Origin of the sequence: Caenimonas soli, from assembly GCF_013155545.1 — a bacterium.
Taxonomy (GTDB): Bacteria; Pseudomonadota; Gammaproteobacteria; order Burkholderiales; family Burkholderiaceae_C; genus Ramlibacter; species Ramlibacter soli.
Genome location: NZ_JABJVV010000011.1, coordinates 149,861 through 165,729, shown reverse-complemented (window position 1 = coordinate 165,729; position 15,869 = coordinate 149,861). Strand labels below are relative to the sequence as shown.

General features: G+C 67.8%; 11 protein-coding genes. All 11 read right to left on the bottom strand.

Translation table 11 applies throughout. The features are described 5' to 3' along the window. Positions 1 to 76 precede the first annotated feature (76 nt). A complete protein-coding gene (locus HNE04_RS18265) occupies positions 77 to 1,045 on the bottom strand; it encodes a hypothetical protein (RefSeq protein WP_172222255.1) in 969 nt (322 codons plus the stop codon). A 137-nt stretch (positions 1,046 to 1,182) separates the two neighbouring features. Further along, on the bottom strand, positions 1,183 to 2,277 hold the full coding sequence (locus HNE04_RS28425) for an alpha/beta fold hydrolase (RefSeq protein WP_172222252.1): 1,095 nt from the start codon (positions 2,275 to 2,277) through the stop codon (positions 1,183 to 1,185). Between the two features lie 64 nt (positions 2,278 to 2,341). Continuing rightward, the gene (locus tag HNE04_RS18255) at positions 2,342 to 3,742 is read right to left on the bottom strand and encodes an efflux transporter outer membrane subunit (protein ID WP_172222250.1); all 1,401 of its coding nucleotides are present in this window, start codon (positions 3,740 to 3,742) and stop codon (positions 2,342 to 2,344) included. Positions 3,743 to 3,747: 5 nt separating this feature from the next. Beyond that, positions 3,748 to 7,005, bottom strand: a complete 3,258-nt coding sequence (locus HNE04_RS18250; RefSeq protein WP_172222247.1) for an efflux RND transporter permease subunit — start codon at positions 7,003 to 7,005, stop codon at positions 3,748 to 3,750. After that, positions 7,002 to 10,130 carry an efflux RND transporter permease subunit gene (locus HNE04_RS18245; protein WP_172222244.1) on the bottom strand — a complete coding sequence of 1,043 codons (3,129 nt, stop codon included), beginning with the start codon at positions 10,128 to 10,130 and terminating at the stop codon, positions 7,002 to 7,004. The genes HNE04_RS18250 and HNE04_RS18245 overlap by 4 nt, the downstream gene beginning before the upstream one ends. Further along, the gene (locus HNE04_RS18240; RefSeq protein ID WP_172222241.1) at positions 10,127 to 11,560 is read right to left on the bottom strand and encodes an efflux RND transporter periplasmic adaptor subunit; all 1,434 of its coding nucleotides are present in this window, start codon (positions 11,558 to 11,560) and stop codon (positions 10,127 to 10,129) included. Before HNE04_RS18240 ends, HNE04_RS18245 begins: the two co-directional genes overlap by 4 nt. Before the next feature lie 115 nt (positions 11,561 to 11,675). Further along, positions 11,676 to 13,325, bottom strand: coding sequence for an alkaline phosphatase family protein (locus HNE04_RS18235; protein WP_172222239.1), 1,650 nt, complete (start codon positions 13,323 to 13,325; stop codon positions 11,676 to 11,678). Then, positions 13,322 to 13,966 carry a class I SAM-dependent methyltransferase gene (locus HNE04_RS18230; protein ID WP_172222236.1) on the bottom strand — a complete coding sequence of 215 codons (645 nt, stop codon included), beginning with the start codon at positions 13,964 to 13,966 and terminating at the stop codon, positions 13,322 to 13,324. Before HNE04_RS18230 ends, HNE04_RS18235 begins: the two co-directional genes overlap by 4 nt. A gap of 14 nt (positions 13,967 to 13,980) precedes the next feature. After that, a complete protein-coding gene (locus HNE04_RS18225) occupies positions 13,981 to 14,418 on the bottom strand; it encodes a universal stress protein (RefSeq protein WP_172222233.1) in 438 nt (145 codons plus the stop codon). Positions 14,419 to 14,497: 79 nt separating this feature from the next. Continuing rightward, positions 14,498 to 15,049 (bottom strand): histidine phosphatase family protein, encoded by a 552-nt coding sequence (locus HNE04_RS18220; RefSeq protein ID WP_172222231.1) that lies wholly within the window; start codon positions 15,047 to 15,049, stop codon positions 14,498 to 14,500. Positions 15,050 to 15,051: 2 nt separating this feature from the next. Continuing rightward, on the bottom strand, positions 15,052 to 15,864 hold the full coding sequence (locus HNE04_RS18215) for an adenosylcobinamide-GDP ribazoletransferase (RefSeq protein ID WP_172222228.1): 813 nt from the start codon (positions 15,862 to 15,864) through the stop codon (positions 15,052 to 15,054). Between the last annotated feature and the right edge of the window lie 5 nt (positions 15,865 to 15,869).

Below are 15,869 nucleotides of genomic sequence, written 5' to 3'. Positions count from 1 at the left end.
CGTCTGCTGCTTGACGTGAATCAATCCTTTGCAGAACTTGCAGACGACAGATTGAGGGATCCTGTTCGCTCCTGGCTTAGGCGGCCATCGGAATAGGCATCTCGGGCTGATCCGGTACTGCGTAGCTCAGCGGGGCCAAGGCGTTGCGGATGCGAGTGGCCTGCGGCTCGTCGAGCAGGCCGAACAGCACTTTCTGGTAGCGCGGCTCCATTACGCCGGACACGATGTATTGCCAGCGATAGGCCTTGAGCACTTTCTCCTTGATCTGCTCCCGCTGCTTGTCGCTGAAGGTCGTCCCCGATGCCTGCATGAAGTACTCGGCGTCGGCCGCGGCCTGCGCCTGCACGAGCCCGTCCACCGCGCCCACGAGCGCGATCAGGTCGTTCACCGCGGCGTCACGCTCGGCCATAGTCAGCCGGGCGTCTTCGGCCAGCAGCTCGATCTCGTCAAGGATCGCGTGCTGCGACTCCTCCCGCCAATGGAACAGGAACACATCTTTCCACAGATCGGACAGGTTGTCCTGCGGCGCGATGCTGCAGCGGTAGTGGGCTTGCGAGAACAGCTCGATGTCCAGCGTCAGCGCCAACACGGCCCAGGTACTCTTGCTCAGGACGGCCTGTGCGACGGCGTCGGAGTCGGCCGTCTGCCGGTAGCCGGGCGGCATGCCGGCGGCCATCATCGCCTCCAGGCGGCGGAACAGCTCCTGGTGCTTGAGCTCTTCATCAGTCAGGCGCACCAGTGCTTCCAGCGCCATTTGGTCGCCCAGCCAGTGATTGCGGCTGACGTCCAGCACCTTCGCGCCGATGAAGCGCTCGACGAGGCCGAACAGGTAGGCATAGGTGCGGCCCTGAACCTGGCTGAGCAGGCGCTTGTCCTGCGCGGCTAGGAAGGGCAGCTCGTCGACCAGCGACAGGCCGCTGGGCATGAAGGTCTTGCTGTGGTCGAAGCCGCGGCCGCGAATGACATCGCGGTCGATTTCCCAGCGCACGCGGCGCGAAACCTCGATGACCTTGGCATAACGTTCGGTGGAAGCGGCAGCGGACATGATGGGTTCCTCTTCGTGAAGTTGGAACCCTGATTGAATGTGAACGCAGCCGCGTTGTCGCGGGACACGCGTCCCGCTTCGGGCGGTTAACGCCAAGGCCGAGCGGGACAAGTGTCCCGCCGCACATCCTGATGCTCTCACGGATGCGGGGCGGGCTCGGCCGCATGACCGAAGCCGGCGTCTCGCGCGCGCACGATGGCCTGTGCACGGTTCTCCACGCCCAGCTTGTCGAACACCACCGAGATATTGTTGCGCACCGTCTTTTCCGCCAGGCCCAGGTGCGCCCCGATCTGCGCGTTGTCACAGCCGCGGGCCAGCAGCTCGACCACTTCGCGCTCGCGCCTGGTCAGGTGTTCAAAAGCCTTGCCGGCCATCGGACCCTGCGCCGACGGCAGGAAGTCGTGGATCAGGGCGAGGGCTTCCTCGAAGGCAGGCTCGCCCGACAGCGGTATGTGGTTCATCGAATCAAGCGGCTCGAAGCGCGCATTGTGGATGCCCGACGCGATGAGCCGGCCTTCGTCGAAAGGCACCCGCGCGTCGCCGACGCAATGCAGCACCAAGGTGGGGCACCGCACCTTCGCCGGCAATGCCGATGCGTCGAGCACAGCGAAGCCGAGCATCAGGCGGCCTGCGTGCTCAGGCGTGCAGGACAAGCGCTGCAGTTGGTTGAATGCGTCAGCCTGCTCCCGGCTGGCATTGGGAAAGAACTGCGTGGTGAACATCTGCCTGAAGGCGGCGTTGTCCTGGCCCCAGCCCAGAAGTACCAGCCGCACGGTTGCCGCGAGCATGTTGCGCTCCGAGGCGCTGGGATTGCGCACCAGGCGGCCGCGCGCCAGCGCGTCGAGCAGGACCATATGGGTCACGCGTTCCGGATGGCGCGCTGCGTACGCGATGGACACCGCGCCGCCATGCGAAGCTCCGAACAGCGCGAACCGATCCAGGCCGGCCGCATCCACGACCGCCTCGAGGTCGGACACGAGATCGTCCAGGGTGACTGCTGCAACGTTGCGGTCCGACAAGCCGCAGCCGCGCGAGTCGTAGCGCAGCAGATGATGGCGGCCGCTCAATGATTCGAGCCACGGGCCCCAGACCGGCGTCTGCCAGTCCCATTCGAGGTGCGTCATCCAGTGGCCGGCGCGCACCAGCGGAAGCCCCTTCCCGCTTTCGGCAAAAGCGATCTTCACGCCGTCGGCCGCGGTGGCGAAGCGGATCTGCTGGCGAAACGCCTTCATGCGGGCAGTCTATGCCGCACGGCCCCAAAACGCCACGGCTGGATGAAGTTGGTTACAAGCGCCGCTACAGCCCGCGCCAGCCACCGCCCAGCGCCTGGATCAACGCCACCGCCGCGACCTGTCGATCCGACTGCGCCTGTACCAGCGCCCGGCGGGCGTTCTGCGCCGTCACTTGCGCGGTGATGACCTCGGTGTAGTTGACCTGCCCGGCCTGGTAGCGGTTCAGGACCTGTTGCTCCACCAGGTTTGCCGCCTGCGCGGCCTGCTGGCGCAGCGCCAGTTGCTGCTGCAGGATGCGTGACGCGACCAGCTGGTCTTCGACGTCCTGGAAGGCCGTCAGAACGGTCTGGCGGTAGCGCGCCGCAGCTTCGTCCAGGCCGGCGCGAGCGCCCTCCACGCGCGCCCGCGTGGCGCCGGCGTTGAAGATGGTCTGGGCCAGTGAAGCGCCGAGCGACCAGACCAGCGCCGAGGCACTGAACAGGTCGCCGATGCTGGCTGCGCCCAGACCGGCCGAGCCCGAGAGGCTCAGACTGGGAAAGTAGGCGGACTGCGCGATGCCGATCTGCTCGTTGGCCTGGGCCACGCGCCGTTCGGCCGAAGCGATGTCGGGACGGCGCTGCAGCAGCGTCGAGGGCACGTCGAACGGCACGTCGGGCACCAAGCCGTCCCACACCGGCCTGCGCGGCAGATCGAAGTTGGCGGGCGCCTGACCCACCAGCACGGCAATCGCATGCTCCAGCGTCGCGCGCTGGCGCTCCAGGCTCAGCTGATCGGCACGGGCGTTGGCGTACTGAGTTTCGGCCTGCAGCACGTCGGTGCGCGCCACGATGCCGGCGTTGTAGCGGTTCTGCGTGATCTTGAAAGTGCGCTCGTAGCCGGCAATGGTTTCGGCCTGCGATGCACTCTGCGCATCGAGCTCGCGCAGGTTGAAATAGTTGATGGCCAGTTCGCCCTGCGCCGACAGCTTGGCGGCCTGCAGGTCGGCCAGGCTCGCCTGCTCCCCGGCGCGGGCGCTGTCCACGCCGCGCCGCAAACGGCCCCAGACGTCCGGCTCCCAGCTGCCGCCGATGCCGACCTGGTAGTTGCTGCGGGTGGGCGTGCCGCCACGGCCGCCGCTGCGATTGGCGCCGACGTCGAGATTGACGACGGGGAAAAGCGATGAGCGCTGCTCGGCCACCAAGGCGCGGGCCTGGGCGTAGGCAGCGACCGCCGCCGCTACGTTCTGGTTCGAGACTTCCACGCGGGACGCCAAGTCGTTGAGCACCGGGTCGCTGAACAAGTCCCACCAGGGGCCGCGTTCCAGCGTGTCGGCCGGCATGGCGCGCACCCACTCGCCCCGCCCTTCCTTGAACGCCACGGGCGTTTCCATCTCGGGCCGCTGGTAGGTCGGCCCGACGGCGCAGCCCGCCAGGGCAAGCGCCAGCACGATCACGGCAGGTTTGGAAGGTGGGAGCAGGTATCGCATGAGGGTCAGGACGTTCGCAGTTCGGGATCGGGTTCGGCATGGCGCCCCAACTGGCGCTCCAGCGGGCTGCGGCGGCGGAACCTGTCCAGCAGCAGATAGACGACCGGCGTGGTCAGGAGCGTGATGATCTGGCTGGCGATCAGGCCACCGATGATGGCGATGCCCAGCGGGCGCCGCAGCTCCGCGCCCTCGCCGAAGCCGATGGCCAGGGGCAGCGCGCCCAGCCCGGCGGCCAGCGTCGTCATGAGGATGGGGCGGAAGCGCAGCAGGCAGGCTTCGCGCACGGCCGCATAGGGTGACAGTCCGCGGGATCGCTCGGCGTCCAGCGCGAAGTCGATGATGAGGATGGCGTTCTTCTTGACGATGCCTATCAGGAGGAACAGGCCGATCAACGCAATGATGGACAGCTCCATCCTGAAGATGAGCAACGCGAGCGCCGCACCCACGCCGGCCGAGGGCAGCGTGGACAGGACGGTGATCGGGTGCACCAGGCTCTCGTACAGAATGCCCAGCAGGATGTAGATGACGACGATGGCCGCCAGGATCAGCATCGGCTGCTCCTTCTGCGAGTCCTGCGCCGCCCGCGCCGTGCCCTGGAAGCTGCCGCGCACGTTGATCGGCAAGCCGATGTCGGCCTCGGCCTGGCGCACCGCCGCCTGGCCGTCGGCCAGGTTGCTGCCTTCGGCGAGGTTGTACGAGATGGTGGTGGCGAGTTCGGCGTCCTGGTGGTTGACGGCGCTGGCCGTGGGCCGCTGCGCGAAGCGCGCGATGGCGGAAAGCGGCACCATCGTGGTCGCAGTGCCGCTTACGGGCTGGCCGGTCGCCTGATCGCGCAGGCCGGGGTTGATGGGACTCGAGCCGGTACTGGCCGTGGTGGACGTGCCGTTCGCCGCGGAGTTGACCGGCGTGGCGAAGCTGCCCGTTGTGCCGCGTGCCGGCACGTAGATGTCCCTGAGCGCCTCGGGACTGCGGGTGTAGAGCGGCGCCACGCCCATGATCACGCGGTATTGGTTGAGCTCGTCGTAGATGGTTGCGACCTGGCGCTGGCCGAAGCCGTTGTACAGGGCGTTGTCGACGTCGCGCGAATTGATGCCCAGGCGCGAAGCCGAATCCTTGTCCACCTCCACATAGACCTCGACGCCGTTTTCCTGCTGGTCGGTGTCCACGTCCACCAGCGCCGGCTGGTTCTTCATGGACTCTGCCAGCCGGGTGGCCCAGCTGCGCAGATCGGCGATGTTGTCGCTCTTCAGGGTGTACTGGTAGGTGCTGCTGCTCTGGCGGCCGCCCATGCGCAGGTCTTGCACCGGATTGAGGAACAGACTGACGCCGGTCACGGTGGCGAGTTGCGGGCGCAGCCGCGCAATGACGGCCTGGCCCTTGTCGGTGCGTTCGGCGCCGCGCTTGAGGCTGACCATCAGGAAGCCACCGCCGGCGCGGCCGCCGCCGGTGAAGCCCACCACGGTGTCCACCGCCGGGTCGTTGCGGATGATGTTGACCAGCTGGCGCAGCTTCTCCTGCATAGCCTGGAACGAGATGCTCTGGTCGGCGCGCAGGCCGCCCTGGATCTGGCCGGTATCCTGCTGCGGGAAGAAGCCCTTGGGGATCATGATGAAGAGGTAGGCGTTCAAGCCGATCACCAGCGCCAGGACGCCCAGCACCAGCCACTGCGCCGACAGCGCCCAGTCCAGGCTGTGCTCGTAGCCGCGCTGCACGCGCGCGAAGCCGCGTTCGAACCAGCGGGAGATCCGCCCCGGCGGCCGCTCGTGCGCGTCAGGCCGAAGCAGCCAGGCGCACATCATCGGCGTGGTGGTGAGCGAGATGAGCAGCGAGATCATCACCGCGGCCGACAAGGTCACCGCGAATTCGCGGAACAACCGGCCCACCTGGCCGCCCATGAACAGCAGCGGGATGAACACCGCCACCAGTGACAGGCTGATCGACAGCACCGTGAAGCCGACCTCGCGCGCACCCAGCAGCGCCGCCTGGAAGCGGTCCATGCCGGCCTCGATGTGGCGGCTGGTGTTCTCCAGCACCACGATGGCGTCGTCCACCACGAAGCCGGTGGCCACCGTCAGCGCCATCAGGCTCAGGTTGTTGAGCGAGAACCCCAGCACGTACATGACGCCGAAGGTGCCGAGCAACGAGACCACGGTGGCCACGGCGGGAATGATGGTGGCGCGAACGCTGCGCAGGAAGGCGCTGACCACGATCACGACGAGCGCCACGGCGATCAGCAGCGTGATCTCGACCTCGTGCAGCGAAGAGCGGATCGAGTTGGTGCGGTCGGTCGCGACCTGCAGCTTGATGTCCTTGGGCAGCTGGTCCTGCAGCTCGGGCAGCAAGTCGCGCACGCTGTCCACGGTCTGGATGGCGTTGGCGCCCGGCTGCAAGGTGACCAGCACGACCACGGCCGGATCGCCGTTGAACAGACCCAGCGTGTTGACGTTCTCCACGCTGTCCGTGATCTCGGCGATGTCGGACAGCCGAATCGCCGCGCCATCGCGCCACGCGACGACCAAGCCGCGATAGTCCGCAGCCATGGGCCGACCCTGATCGGAAGCACGGCTGCCCGTGTAGATCTGCAGCTGCCGCCCCGTCCCTTCGATGGTGCCCTTGGGACGATTGGCATTGCTGGCCTGCAGGGCCGCGCGCACGTCTTCGCTGCTGACGCCGTAGCGACTCAATGCAAAGGGCAGCAACTCGACCCGCACAGCAGGAAGCGATCCGCCACCCAGCTCGACATCGCCGACGCCCTGCACCTGGGCGATCTTCTGCTGCACGACGTTGGAGACGGCGTCGTAGATCTGGCCCGGCGAGCGCGTGGGCGAGGTGAGCGCCAGGATGATCACCGGCGCTGCCGAGGGATTGGCTTTGCGGTAGGTCGGGTTGCTGCGCAGCGTCGATGGCAGGTCGGCGCGGGCGGCGTTGATGGCGGCCTGCACCTCGCGGGCCGCGGAGTCGATCTTGCGGTTCAGGTCGAACTGCAGGCTGATGCGGGTGGACCCGTTGCCGCTGCTGGAGGTCATTTCGTTGACCCCCGCGATCACCCCCAGCCTTCGCTCCAGCGGCGTGGCGACGCTGGTCGCCATGGTGTCCGGGCTGGCGCCCGGCAGGCTGGCGTTGACCGTGATCACGGGGTAGTCGACCTGCGGCAGCGGCGCCACGGCCAGCATGAAGAAAGCGCCTATGCCGGCCAGCGCGATGCCAATGGTCAGCAAGACCGTGGCGACCGGGCGGCGGACGAAGGGCTCGGAGAGGTTCATGACTTGGCGTCCATGCCGAGCCGTGGATCCCGGGTCGAGCCCGGGATGCCAGCGCCCTTGTTCCACCGCCTCCCCAACCGATCAAACCCCAGATAGATCACCGGTGTGGTGAACAGCGTCAGCATCTGGCTCACGATCAGACCGCCGAAGATCGCCAGGCCCAGCGGCCGGCGCAGCTCGGCGCCCTCGCCCCACCCCAGCATCAGCGGCACGGCGGCGAACAGGGCCGCCAGCGTGGTCATGAGAATGGGCCGGAAGCGCAGCAGCGCGGCCTGGCGGATGGCGTCGCGCGGCGACTTGCCCTCGGTGCGCTCGGCGTCGATGGCGAAGTCGATCATCATGATCGCGTTCTTCTTGACGATGCCGATCAGCAAGATGATGCCGATGATGCCGATCACCCCCAGGTCGTTGCCGGTGACCAGCAGTGCCAGCAGCGCCCCGACGCCGGCGGACGGCAAGGTGGAAAGGATCGTCAGCGGGTGGATATAGCTCTCGTACAGCACACCCAGCACGATGTACACGCAGATGACGGCGGCCAGGATCAGCCACAGCTGGTTGGTGAGCGAAGCCTCGTAGGCGCCCGATGCACCCAGGAAGGTCATGCTCACGCCCGGGGGCAGCTTGATGTCCTTCGCCGCGTCGCGGATCGCGCTCACCGCCGTACCCAGCGCCACGCCCGACGCCGTGTCGAAGCCAATGGTGGTCGCCGGGTACTGCGCCACGTGGGTGATCTGCAGCGGCGCGCGCCGCTCGACGATCTTGGCGACCGCGGACAAGGGCGTGGAATCGCCCGACGACGTGCGCAACTGGACCATCCCCAGCGACGCCGGCGTGGCGGCCGCATCGGGGCGCGCCTCGAGGATCACGCGGTACTGGTTGGTCTGGGTGAAGATGGTCGAGACGATGCGCTGGCCGAACGCGCTATAGAGTGCTTCGTCGATGGTTGCGGCCGAGATGTTCAGGCGCGCGGCGGTATCGCGGTCGATGTCGACGTACACCGCGGCGCCGGACGCATCGGCGTCGGTGACCACGTTGCGTACCTTGCTGACGGTGCGCAGTTGCTGAACCAGCTTGCCGGCCCACTCCACCACCGTGGCGTTGTCCGCGCCTTCGAGCGCCAGGCGGTACTGCGTCGGCCCCGATTCGGCGTCGATGGTCAGGTCCTGCGTGGGCTGCAGGTACAGCACGATGCCGGGAACGCGCTGCGCCTTGGCGCGCAACCGGTCGATCACGCGCTGCTGGTTGTCGTGGCCGCTCTTCAAGTTGATCAGCATGCGGCCGGTATGCAGCATGGTGTTGTTGGCGGCGTCCACACCGACGAAGCTGCTCAGCGTCTCGACGTCCGGGTCTTCCATCAGCTGCCGCGCGACTTCCTGCTGCAGCTGCGCCATGCGGGTGTAAGAGACCGACTGCGAGGCTTCGACCCGCGCCTGCAGTTGCCCCGTGTCCTGCGTGGGGAACAGGCCCTTGGGAATCCAGATATAGAGCAGCACGGTCAGCACCAGCGTTGCCAGGGCCACCAGCAGCGTCAGCTTCTCGCGCTCCAGCACCCAGCCCAGCCAGCCGTCGTAGTGCTCGACCAACCGGTCGAAGCGGCGCTGCATGGCCCCGCCCCAGCCGGTCTCGCCGCCCGGGTGCGCGGTGAGCCAGCGCGCCGACATCATGGGCACCAGGGTCAGCGAAACGACCGCCGAGATCAGTATGGTGATGGCCAGCGTCACCGCGAACTCGCGGAACAGCCGCCCCACCACATCGCCCATGAAGAGCAGCGGGATCAGCACGGCGATCAACGACACGGTCAGAGAAATGATGGTGAAGCCGATCTCGGTCGCGCCCTTCAGCGCCGCCTGCATCGGCGGCTCGCCGTCCTCGATATGCCGGGCGATGTTCTCGATCATCACGATCGCGTCATCGACGACGAAGCCGGTGGCGATGGTCAGCGCCATCAGCGACAGGTTGTTCAGGCTGTAGCCCAGCAAATACATCGCGCCGAAGGTGCCGATGAGGGAAATCGGTACCGCCAGGCTGGCGATCAGGGTTGCGCGCGGACTGTGCAGGAAGGCGAAGATCACCAGCACCACCAGCAGCACCGCCAGGATCAGCTCGATCTGCACATGATGGACCGACGCCCGGATGCCCGTGGTGCGGTCGCTCAGCACATCGACCTTGATCGACGCCGGCATACCGTCCGTCAATTCAGGCAGGCGCTCCTTGATGGCGTCCACGGTGGCGATCACGTTGGCGCCGGGCTGGCGCTGCACGTTCAGGATGATGGCCGGCTTGAGCTGCCCGCCGATGACGGCCCAGGCGCCGAGCTTGACGTTCTCCGCGCTCTCCACCGCCTGCGCCACGTTGGCCAGCCGGATCGGCGCGCCGTTCTTGAAGGCCACGATCAGGTTCTGGTAGTCGGCCGCCGCGAGCAACTGGTCGTTGGAGTTGATGGTGTAGGCGCGAGTCGGGCCGTCGATGCTGCCCTTGGCGCTGTTGGCGTTGGCTGCGGTGATGGCCGTGCGCACGTTGTCCAGGGTCAGGCCATAGGAGGCCAGTGCGCGGGTATCGACCTGGATGCGCACGGCGGGCCGCTGGCCGCCGGACAGCGTGACCAGGCCCACGCCCGTCACCTGGCTGATCTTCAGCGCCAGCCGGGTGTTGGCGATGTTCTGTACCTCGGTCAGGGGCAGCGTGTCGGATGTCATCGCCAGCGTGAGCACCGGTGCATCGGCCGGGTTGACCTTGGCGTACACGGGCGGCGCGGGCAAGTCGGCCGGCAGCAGCGAGCCGCCCGCGTTGATCGCGGCCTGCACCTGCTGCTCCGCGACGTCGAGCGCCAGGCCCAGGCCGAATTGCAGGGTGACGATGGAGACGCCGGCCGCGCTGGTCGAGCTCATGCGTGAAAGCCCCGGCATCTGGCCGAACTGCCGCTCCAGCGGCGCCGTGACGGTTTGCGCCATCACTTCCGGGCTGGCGCCGGGATACAGCGTCTGCACCTGGATGGTGGGGTAATCGACCTGCGGCAAGGCCGACAGCGGCAAGAAACGGAATCCGACGATGCCCGCCAGCACAATGGCCAGCATCAGCAGCGAGGTCGCAACCGGCCGCAGGATGAAAGGCTGCGACGGGCTCATTGCGTCGTTGCGGCGGGTGCCTCGGCTTCGCGCCGGCGCCTGCGCTCACCTCTCTCACCACTCCCGCCGCCCGCCCCCATGCGTTGCGCGCCCGAGGCGGCGGCCTCCGGCGGCACGGCGCCGGGCGCACCCCGCATGCGGCCGCCCGGTGCATCGCCGGGCAGGACTACGCGCGAACCTTCGCGCAACCGGTCCGCACCCTCGGTGATCACGCGCTCACCCACTTCCAGCCCGGTCGCGATCTGCACCTTGTCGACCGTCGCCTGGCCGCGCGTGACCTGCCTGACGGCGACGGTGCGGTCGTCCTTGAGCACGAACACATAGTCGCCGGTGCTGCCATGGCGCACGGCGGCCACGGGCACGACCACAGCGTCCTTGATGGTGCGCACGTTCAACTGCACGTTGACGAATTGGCTGGGAAACAGCGCCAGCCGCGCATTGTTGAAGCGGGCCTTGGCGCGCACGGTGCCGGTCTGGGTATCGACCTGGTTGTCCAGCGAGGCGAAGACGCCGGTGTCCAGCACTGTGGTTCGGGTGCGGTCCAGTGCCTTGGCTTCCATGAAAGCGCCGGCGTTCTGCTGCAGCATGGGCGCCTGGTCCTGCGGGATGGCGAACTCGACGTCGATCGGCGAGATCTGCGTGATCAGCGCCACGCCGTTAGCGTCGCTCGTGCTGACCACATTGCCCACGTCCACGGTACGCAGGCCGACGCGGCCGCCGATCGGAGCCACGATGCGGGTGTAGCCCAGGTTCAGCCGTGCCGTGCCCTCGTTGGCCTTGGACATGACCACCGCCGCTTCCAGCTGCTTGACCAGCGCGGCCTGCGTATCGACCTCCTGGCGCGCGATGGAGTCCTGTTGCAGCAGGGTGCGAAAGCGCTGCAGGGTGACGCGGGCCGCTTCCAGCTGCGCCTCGTCGCGCATGCGCTGGCCCGATGCCTGCTGCAACGACATCTGGAACTGGCGCGGATCGATGAGAGCCAGCAGGTCGCCCTTGCGCACCATCTGGCCTTCCTTGTAGAGAACTTGCTGCAGCACGCCCGCGACCTGGGGCCGCACCCGCACGGTGGACTGCGGCACGACGGTACCCAGCGCGTCGATGGCGATGGGAATGTCGACGCGCTCCGCTACCGCTATGCCGACCGTCGTGGCCGCACCTCGCCCGCCGCCACCGCCGCCACCGCCGCCGGCGCGACCACCGCCCGCCCCTCCCGCGCCGCCACCGGAACGGGCACCCGCACCGGCCCGGCCGCCTTCAGCCACCGCCGGCGTCTCAGGATGGGTCAGTTCCCAGGCCAGCCAGCCGAGGCCGCCGACCACCAGGAGGGCGATGACGCTGCCGATGAGGGTCGCGCGCCGGCTGATGCGCCGCCGCGGCGGTTCTGCCCCGGCCAGAGGTGCTTGCGAATCGTACGGCGGCTGCGGGTCCATGGATCTCCTTGTCGGATGCAGCTTGATCCTAATGCCGCCGTCGAGCCATCGGCGGGCGGCGCGAGCCCGCGTAGGTAAAAGTCTTGCAAAGTGACGGCGCCTCGGCTTACGGCCGTCAGGGCGCAGCCAGAGGCAGCAGCTTTCCCTCGCTGGCGGAGGGCGCGGGCACCCCCAGCAACCGTGCCAGCGTGGGCGCGATGTCGGCAACTTCGACGCGGCTGTCCACGCGCCCCGCCTTCACCCACCTCGGACCATAGACAAGGATGGGGACATGGGTGTCGTAAGGATGGGGTGAGCCGTGCGTGGTGACGGAGGAGCTGGAGGTGCCCATCCAACCCGGTTTGAGCGCGTACTGGACGTCCCCCGAAATGTCCTTGTTCCAGGACTTGCGCATCTGCTCGAAGAAGGGAGCGCCGGCGCGGCTGCCGGTTTCCAACTCGCGCCGGGTGTAGGCCGCGGCGACGGCCGGCTCGGCCACCAGCATGGTGCGAGCGGCTTCGGCCACGGTGTCCAGGTCCAGCGCCTTGGCCGCGATCTGCTTGCGATCCAGCACCAGGGCCGAGGCCGAGATGAAGGGAGCCAGCTTGGGCGCGCCGAAGCCGCGTTCCAGTTCGGCATTCATGCGTCCCAGGGCCTGGCTGCCCGAAAGCCGGCCGGACGGCAGGCCTTGCGCCTGGTTGTGCTCCGGCGCGGGCATGAAGCCATGGTCCGCCGTCAGCACGGCGATGTAATTGTCCTTGCCCACCGCAGCGTCCAGGTCGCCGAAGAACGCCTGGAGCATGCGATCGAGTTGCAGCATGTGGTCGTGCGAGATGCGCGACTCGGCGCTCCACTGGTGATTGACGTAGTCGTGGCCCGACAGGCTCACGGACAGGATGTCGGGCGCATCGTCGCGCCCCAGCTGCTCGCCCGCGATCGCGGCCCGCGCGAATTCGAGCGAGAGGATGTCGGCGAAGGGGCTGCGCAGCAAGGCACTGTAGTACGCCGGGCCCGGCGCATCGTCGGCCGCCACGCCCATCATCATCGGCAGCTTGCCGCCGCGCGGCCCGAACCAGGGCTGGCTGTCGGGGAGGGAGCGGGTGTAGGCGGCGTCGGGCAGCAGCGGCTTCCACTCGGTCTTGAAATAGCGGTCCGCCGGCTTGCGTGCATTGAAGGCATCGACCCACGCCGGGTGCTGCTTCATGTAGTAGGTACTGGAGGCGAACTGTCCGCTGGCGCCCATGTACATGTAGGCAGTGCCGGTCTTGCCGGCGGGCAGGATGGCGCCGCGGTCCTTGCCGGAGATGCCGATGACCTTGGAGCGGACGTCGACACGTCGCAGCACGTCGCCCACTGTTTCCGCCTTCAGGTTTTTCGGGCTGGTGCCGTCCAGTGCGTTGGTCTTGTGGCCGATGTAGCTGGCCGAGGAGTCGCCGGTGCAATAGACCTCGGCGCCGGTGTTCACGTCGCGCCAGTCGTTGCCGATGATGCCGCTGCGGTGCGGGTAGGCGCCGGTGAGCATGGTCGCGTGGCCTGCGGCCGTGACGGTGAAGGCGTGGCCATAGTGGGCATCGGCGAACCAGGCGCCCCTGTCCAGGAAACGGGCCAGGCCGTCGGGCGCGAGCTGGTCGCGGTAAGCCAGCACCTGACGCTGCGGCAAGCCGTCGATCACCAACAGGACAACGAGCTTGGGTTTGGCCTGGGCCTGGGGCGCCCCGGCACAGGAGGCAAGCACGGCAGACAGCAGGACGGCGGCACCAATGCGCCAAAGCCGGGTGAGATTCATTCTTCGTAAATTCCGTTGGCGATATAGATGCCGCCCATCAGCGTGGTGCGCACCTGCACGTCACGCAGGTGTGCGGTCAGCCTATCCCACGGATGGCCCAGTCCCTCGAACGAGGTGACGGAATATACCGCCGCCAGCAGAACGAAGGCATTGGTGGGCCACATCCAGGGCGCGGCCCATTGCAGGCCCGACGCCACCACGTGGGCGCCCGGTTTGAGATGGGCAAAGATATTGGCCAAGGCCGCGTCATCGCGAACGATGTCGTGCGTGAAGTGAAACAAAGCCGCATCAGCCTGTACCGATACATGCGCTGTCTCCGCAGGCGCGCACACCAGCTCGACGTCTTGCCAGTGGTGCTCCTGCACGCGAGCCTGCGCCTTGGCCATCATCTCGGGACATTGCTCGATGCCTACGATGCGGCCTTTCCTGCCGACGCGGCGGTGCAGCGGCTCGAAGCTCAGGCCCGTGCCACAACCGACGTCGATCACCGTGTCCCCCGGACGCAGGTCCAGCAGGGCGATGGCCTCACTGCGGATGGGCTCGAACAGCGCCAGCTCGGTGTCGTAGCCTTGGGCGCGGCGGCGATACTGCGCGAGCGCGGCGGCACGGTCCGGCGCCCGGCTCGATACGGGAATGTGCATGGAAGACGCGCCGGTTACTGCGTGATGACCACCAGGACACTGCAGGGCGCATGCTCGATCAGGGCTCCGGAGATCGAGCCGCGCCACCAGCGGGCGGCCCAGCTGTTCAGGTGCTTGTGGCCCACGACGATCAGGTTGGCCTCGGTCTTCTTGGCGTACTTGGTGATCTCGTCGACGGCCTCGCCGACCAGCACCTCGCCCCGCGCCACATAGCCGGCCTCGGCCAAGCGGCGCAAGCCATCTTCGAGCACGGCCTGGTACTTCTTCTTCTCGCGTTCCTCGAGCTCCATGTCATAGACACCGCCCTCGAGTCCGACGAAGCTCATGGCCGACGGCATGACCGCGATCAGGAAGAGCGCAGACTGGCTCCACTCGGCCAATTCCCGGCAGTCCAGCAGAGCTTTCTGGCCGGCGTCTGAGCCGTCATAGGCCAACAGAATCCGCTTGTACATGGCGAGCTCCCTTGTTGTGGCGACGATGCAAGCATAGACCGTGGCGGACCCGTACACAACAGGCGTTGTCCCCAGGGCCTCAGTCGTCGATGCGGAACAGATGCCAGCGGCCCCAATCCAGCGCTTCGACCGGCCAGTCGGCCGCGTGGTCCAGGGCCCTGCCATCGAGGCGCCGCACCAGCACCTTGAACACCCCTGCGTGCGCGATCCAGGCCTGATCGCGGCCGGATGCGCGCAGTTGGTGCAGCAGCCCGTCCACACGCGCGGCGAACTGAGACACGCTCTCCCCGGTGCCGCCCGCGCGATAGGCGGCGAAATCGCTGGTCCAGGCATCGATCTCGGCCCGGGCTAGCGCCTTCCATGGCCGGCCTTCCCAGGAACCAAAGTCCATCTCGGCCAGCCGCGGGTCCGCCCGAGGCACCAGATCGGGTCGCAAGCCGGCCAGGGCCCGCGCCAGATCCGTGCAACGCCGCAGCGGCGAGCTCAACACATCAACACCGTGCGGCAGCACCTGGGCAAGCTGCTGCGCGGCGGCGGCTGTCTCGTTCTCGTCGGCGGCGACATCCAGCGCCCCGTAGCACAGGCCTTCTTCCACCAGTGGGCGGGCGTGACGCGCCAACCAGAGCCGCATCGTCAATCCGCCCCAAGCGTCAGGGCGGCGCCCAGGTAGAACGCGCATTCGCACAGCTGCTGGGTGGCGCCCAGGCAGTCGCCGGTGAACCCCTGCAAGCGCCGGACGAGCACGCGGCGCATCCACAGCACGGCGCAGACGGCCGCAGCGGTCGCGACGACGGCGAAGGCCGGCGAGGTGAGCTCCGCGGCCAGCGCCAGTGCCGGCAGGCACCAGAGCACGGCGACGGCCAGACTCGGCCATTCGATCCGCGCGGCGACTTCGATCGACTTGGAAGTCGCCGCCTGGCCGATGTGGGGCAGGCTGGCAACGACCACGAGTGCGAGGCCACGCGAGATCGCGTGGCCCCCGAAAAGTGCCGCCGCCACGGCGGGCATCCCGCCCGCGGACCCCATCAGGGCCAGCAGCCCCATCTTCATCAGCAAGATCAGCATCAGCGCCAGCGCCCCGAAGCTGCCGATGCGCGAATCCTTCATGATCTCGAGCGCCCGCTCGCGCTCGGCGCTGCCGCCAAGTCCGTCCGCGGTGTCGGCCAGGCCATCCTCGTGCAGCGCGCCGGTCAGCACCAGCGTGGCCATGGTGGACAGCACCGCGGCGATCAGGGGCGTCAAGGCGGCTGCCGGCAGCAGTTGCGCGGCGACCCAGTAGCAGGCGATCGCCACGGCCGCCACCAGGAACCCGATGCCCGGGAAATGCGCCAGGCTGGTGCGCTGCAGCTCGGCGCTGTAGCCGGTCCACTGCGCCAATGCGCCAGGGATGGGCACCCGCGTGAAGTACTGCAGAGCCAGAACGAAGCTGCGCGCCGACTGCGCCATCGAAT